Here is a 4,658-nt window from a genome sequence, read left to right as displayed (position 1 = left end):
CTACCGATATCTGGTATCCGAGTACGGACAAGGCGAAACCGCAAAAAGGCTGGCAGGCAAGTTTGGGCTATTTCCGGAATTTCAACAAAGACAAATGGGAAACCTCGGTCGAGGTCTATTACAAAAAGATGGAAAATGTCATTGAGTTCAAACAGGGAGCTTTACCGACTGACAATGTCAATGACAACACCGATAATTTATTGGTTTACGGAACGGGCTGGAGTTATGGCGCTGAATTTTTCATCAAACGCACATTCGGAAAGTTAACCGGCTGGATCGGTTATACGCTTGCAAAATCGGTGCGCTACTTCCCCGATATCCAGGACACCAAATATCCTGCAAAATACGACCGCAGACACGATTTGACGCTTGTGGGAACTTACGAACTCAACAAACGATGGACCTTCGGTTTCTCATTCATTTATGCATCCGGAAACACACTGACTTTGCCAAACAGCTGGTATTTCAACAACCAGGATTTGCTATTCAATTACGGCCCGAGAAATTCTACGCGAATGGCTCCGTATCACCGCCTGGATATTTCTGCAACCTGGTACGACAAACCAACCAAAACGAAGATTGATAAAAAAACGGGCGAGAAAGTTGAAATTCAGAAGAAATTCCGCCAGAATGTGGCTTTCTCTGTTTACAATGTTTACAACCGCGCCAATCCTTATTTTTTGTATATTGATAACGATGGAAACATCACTTCGAATGATTTTAAAATTTCAGTCAAGCAAGTGTCATTGTTTCCTATTTTACCGAGTATCACATGGAATTTCGAGTTTTAAGTCTTTTCCTCCCTTTGATCGTTCTTCTTTCGGCTTGTACCAAGGAAGTGAAAATTGATATTCCCGGATACGAAGAAAAAATCGTGGTCGACGGACGCATTGAAACCGGAATGCCGCCCATTGTACTGTTATCCAAAACCCAGGATATTTATTCTCCGACCACGCTGGATGCTTTTTTAAACGGCTTTCAATCCGGGGCAACTGTCACTGTTTCGGATGGTACAACGACGGTCGTTCTGGACGAAATTTGCTCGGATAATCTTCCTCCCGGAACCGAAGCCATGGCAGCTGCTTTGTTCGGAGTTCCGCAGGAAGAATTGGCCAATTATCACCTTTGCGCATATTCGACCTTTAACACTGCTATTTGGGGACAAGTCGGAAAAACGTATTCATTGAAAGTGGAATTGAACGGACAAACCTACACTTCCAGTACACAAATCGTAAATCCCACTCCACTCGATTCTGTTTTCTGGGTTCAGGATCCGGGCGCAAATCCCGGATACGGATTTTCCTGGGCAACGTTGTCCGATCCCGGAGGGCAATACGATGCCTATATGTGGGAAGTAAAACGCGTTAACATGGTCGACGGGGTAACAAAAGACCCGAATTTCAAAGCTACATTCAGCCCGGTAATCGACGACGAGTTTTTCAATGGTCAAACGTTCAACTTCTATTACGAAAACCCATTCACCTGGAACGATAATTCTGTTGCAGATAAGAACAAAGGCTATTACAAAGAGGGAGATTCGGTCGCTATCAAGTTTTCAAAACTGGACCCGACGGTTTACAACTTCCTGGAAAAAAAGTACATGCAGCTTCAAACTGCCGGAAATCCTTTTGCAGCACCAACAACCATTCCAACAAACATTCAGGGAGGAGCAATCGGACTTTGGGCAGGCTATTCACCGTCGTTTGATACACTTTATTGTGTTCCTTAGTGTTTTCAATAGTTCAATTCCCGATCGCTATCGGGATCAATAGTTCAATTAAAACTATTTCCTATTATCACTTTGTTTTAACTCTTTTAACCTTTTGAACTTTTCAATGAGAGGAGTTATTCACGAAATTTTGTTATTTTCATTTTTGATTTTGACGTCCTGAACTGACCGATAGATGTTACCTTTGTATGATGAAACAACAAGAAGATTTCATAAACGTCCGTAGATTAATCCAAAGCAAAAATCCGCGTTTAATCAAGTGGATTCCGGGCTTTATTATTCGCTACCTGGAGCGGATTCTTCATCAAAAAGAAATCAATGACTTCCTGAATACGCATGATTCCAAAAACCAGGATTTTTGTAAGGAAGTATTGGCTGAGATTGGTGTGACTTATTCCATTTCGGGAATCGAGCATATTCCTAAAACCGGAAAATGCATTGTTGTGATGAATCATCCGCTCGGTGGAATGGATGCCATGGCGCTTGTAGACGGTTTACGTGATCACCGAACGGATATCAAATTCATCGTGAATGATTTGTTACTGAACCTGGATCCGCTGAAAGAAATTTTTGTGGGTGTGAACAAACACGGGAAAACCAAAAGCAGTTCCCTGATGCAGGTCAACAATCTGTTTGCTTCCGATCAGTTGGTCTGTGTATTCCCTGCCGGATTGGTCAGCCGGAAAAGAAAAGGTGTCGTGAAGGATCTGGAATGGAAAAAGACTTTCGTAAAACAAGCCCGACAAAATGATCAGACAATCGTTCCGGTACATATCGACGGTGAGTTGTCAAACTTCTTTTATCGTTTGGCGAATTTTCGTACATTTCTGGGAATAAAGGTCAACATCGAAATGTTGTATCTTGCAGATGAAATGTTTCGTCAAAAAGGAAAACACATTCAATTTACTGTTGGAGAACCCATTGAAGCAAAAACACTAGACACAAAAACATCCGATGTGAAATGGGCCGAATGGTTCCGCAATCACATATATACATTGAAGAAATAAACCATATGAAGCCAATTATACCTGCTGTAGACAAAGAACTCATCAAAAAAGAGCTTGCTGAGGCCGGAATGATCCGCACCACGAGAAAAGGTGAGAACGAAATCTATTTTGTCAATATTCATAATTCACCCAATGTTGTCCGCGAGATCGGTCGATTGAGAGAGGTTACTTTCCGTTTTGCAGGCGGAGGAACCGGTGAGGAAATTGACCTGGACGAATACGACACACAAGAAATCTGCTACAATCAATTGATCGTTTGGTCGCCGGAAGATGAGGAAATCATCGGCGGTTACCGTTTTATTCTTTGTGATCAAGCAACCGACGGCAAAGGTGTCATTCATCTTTCTACAACACATTATTTCGATTTTTCGGAACGGTTTATCAAAGAATATTTGCCTACAACCTGTGAATTAGGTCGCAGCTGGGTTCAACCGAATTACCAGCCGGCACAGAATCCACGTAAAGGCTTGTTTGCCCTCGACAATATCTGGGACGGTCTGGGAGCTTTAACCATTACTTACCCGAACATCAAGTATTTCTTTGGAAAAGTGACCATGTACCCGAATTACAACCGGGAAGCAAGGGATTTTCTATTGCATTTCATGAATCATTATTTTCCGGATACGGAAAATTTAATGAAACCATACCATCCTTTGGTTTCGGATTACGATACCACTTTCGTCAAAGAACAATTGAAAGGTCTGGATTTCAAAGATGGTTTCAAGGTACTGAACAGCTTTGTGCGTCAACATGGCGAAAACGTTCCACCGTTGGTAAACATCTACATGCATCTTTCTCCGACCATGAAAACCTTCGGAACTGCTGTGAATGCGGAATTCGGGAATGTAGAGGAAACCGGAATCTTAGTAACGATTGCAGATGTTTACCCGGATAAAAAAGAACGTCATTTAACTTATTAATATCGTATGAATCACGAATTCGAACGCAGTTTTGTAAAAGATCTTGCTTCACTGGCGAAAGAAATTGAGCTCTGTGATGAAAACACACTTTTATGGCAAGTTCCTCCGGGAGTTACGAATTCGATCGGGAACCTGAGTCAGCACCTGATCGGGAATTTGAATCATTATATCGGCGCAACGATTGGTCATACGGGTTATGTGAGAAATCGCGAAGCAGAATTTTCAGAACGGTATTTTACGAAAGCGGAATTGATCGCTGAGTTTGCTAAAACTTCCGAAATGGTCCAACAAGTTTTGGGTTCAATCACGGAAGAACAGCTAAATGAAATTTACCCGTATGAAACCTTTGGTTATTCGATGACGACCAATCACATGATCACAAAATTGGCGAGCCATTTGGGCTATCACCTAGGGCAGATTAATTATTTGAGAAGGATTGCTCAGGGTTCAAAAAGTTAAAACAAAGTTCAAAGGGTTCAAGTAAATACTTCAATTTTGAAGTTTTGAACTTTTGAACTTTTGAACTTTTTAAACCAAATACGTTTCCCCGTCTTCCACTACTCTCACGTTTTCAAACACTTTGGATGCTTCTTCCTGGTGTTTCAAGCCATTGTCGTAGCGCGCGCTTAAATGTCCCAATAACAATTTTCCTACTTCTGCCTGTTTTGCGATTGTAGCAGCCTGTTCGGCCGTACTGTGAAAAGTTTGTTTTGCACGATCGAGTTTATCATTCAGGAAAGTTGCCTCGTGATAAAGCAAGTCTACCTGTTTGATATAATTCACAATTCGCTCGTCAAAAATGGTATCCGAGCAATAAGCGTATGATTTACTCGGCTTTTGAGGATACGTGTATTCTTCGAAATAAATTGTTTCTCCGGAATCCAGTTCCACATCCATTCCCTGTTTTAATTTCGGGATCAAAGTCAGTGAAAGTCCGGCTTCCTGGAAACGTTCCGCATTCAATTTCCGCTCTTTGATTTTTTCTTAGATCAAAAAACCGTT

Annotated in this window: 5 protein-coding genes and 1 pseudogene; 5 read left to right on the top strand and 1 reads right to left on the bottom strand. The window is 41.7% G+C overall.

What is annotated here, in order from left to right:
* The 5 genes and pseudogenes from Q1V93_RS13870 to Q1V93_RS13850 form a co-directional block, all read left to right on the top strand.
* Positions 1 to 791: pseudogene (locus tag Q1V93_RS13870) on the top strand (TonB-dependent receptor); the annotation flags it as partial.
* Positions 773 to 1,729 (top strand): DUF4249 domain-containing protein, encoded by a 957-nt coding sequence (locus Q1V93_RS13865; protein ID WP_300665498.1) that lies wholly within the window; start codon positions 773 to 775, stop codon positions 1,727 to 1,729. The pseudogene Q1V93_RS13870 and the gene Q1V93_RS13865, both read left to right, overlap by 19 nt.
* 191 nt (positions 1,730 to 1,920) lie before the next feature.
* The gene (locus tag Q1V93_RS13860) at positions 1,921 to 2,736 is read left to right on the top strand and encodes a 1-acyl-sn-glycerol-3-phosphate acyltransferase (protein ID WP_300665497.1); all 816 of its coding nucleotides are present in this window, start codon (positions 1,921 to 1,923) and stop codon (positions 2,734 to 2,736) included.
* Between the two features lie 5 nt (positions 2,737 to 2,741).
* Positions 2,742 to 3,656 (top strand): GNAT family N-acetyltransferase, encoded by a 915-nt coding sequence (locus Q1V93_RS13855; protein WP_300665496.1) that lies wholly within the window; start codon positions 2,742 to 2,744, stop codon positions 3,654 to 3,656.
* A gap of 6 nt (positions 3,657 to 3,662) precedes the next feature.
* Positions 3,663 to 4,115 carry a DinB family protein gene (locus tag Q1V93_RS13850; RefSeq protein ID WP_300665495.1) on the top strand — a complete coding sequence of 151 codons (453 nt, stop codon included), beginning with the start codon at positions 3,663 to 3,665 and terminating at the stop codon, positions 4,113 to 4,115.
* A 69-nt stretch (positions 4,116 to 4,184) separates the two neighbouring features.
* Here Q1V93_RS13850 and Q1V93_RS13845 read toward each other — a convergent pair whose 3' ends face one another.
* Positions 4,185 to 4,619 carry an MBL fold metallo-hydrolase gene (locus Q1V93_RS13845; protein ID WP_300665494.1) on the bottom strand — a complete coding sequence of 145 codons (435 nt, stop codon included), beginning with the start codon at positions 4,617 to 4,619 and terminating at the stop codon, positions 4,185 to 4,187.
* Positions 4,620 to 4,658 lie beyond the last annotated feature (39 nt).

Origin of the sequence: Fluviicola sp. (assembly GCF_030151805.1) — a bacterium.
Taxonomy (GTDB): domain Bacteria; phylum Bacteroidota; class Bacteroidia; order Flavobacteriales_D; family Crocinitomicaceae; genus Fluviicola.
The sequence above is the reverse complement of the archived record's forward strand: the minus strand, read 5'-3'. Positions and strand labels throughout refer to the sequence as shown.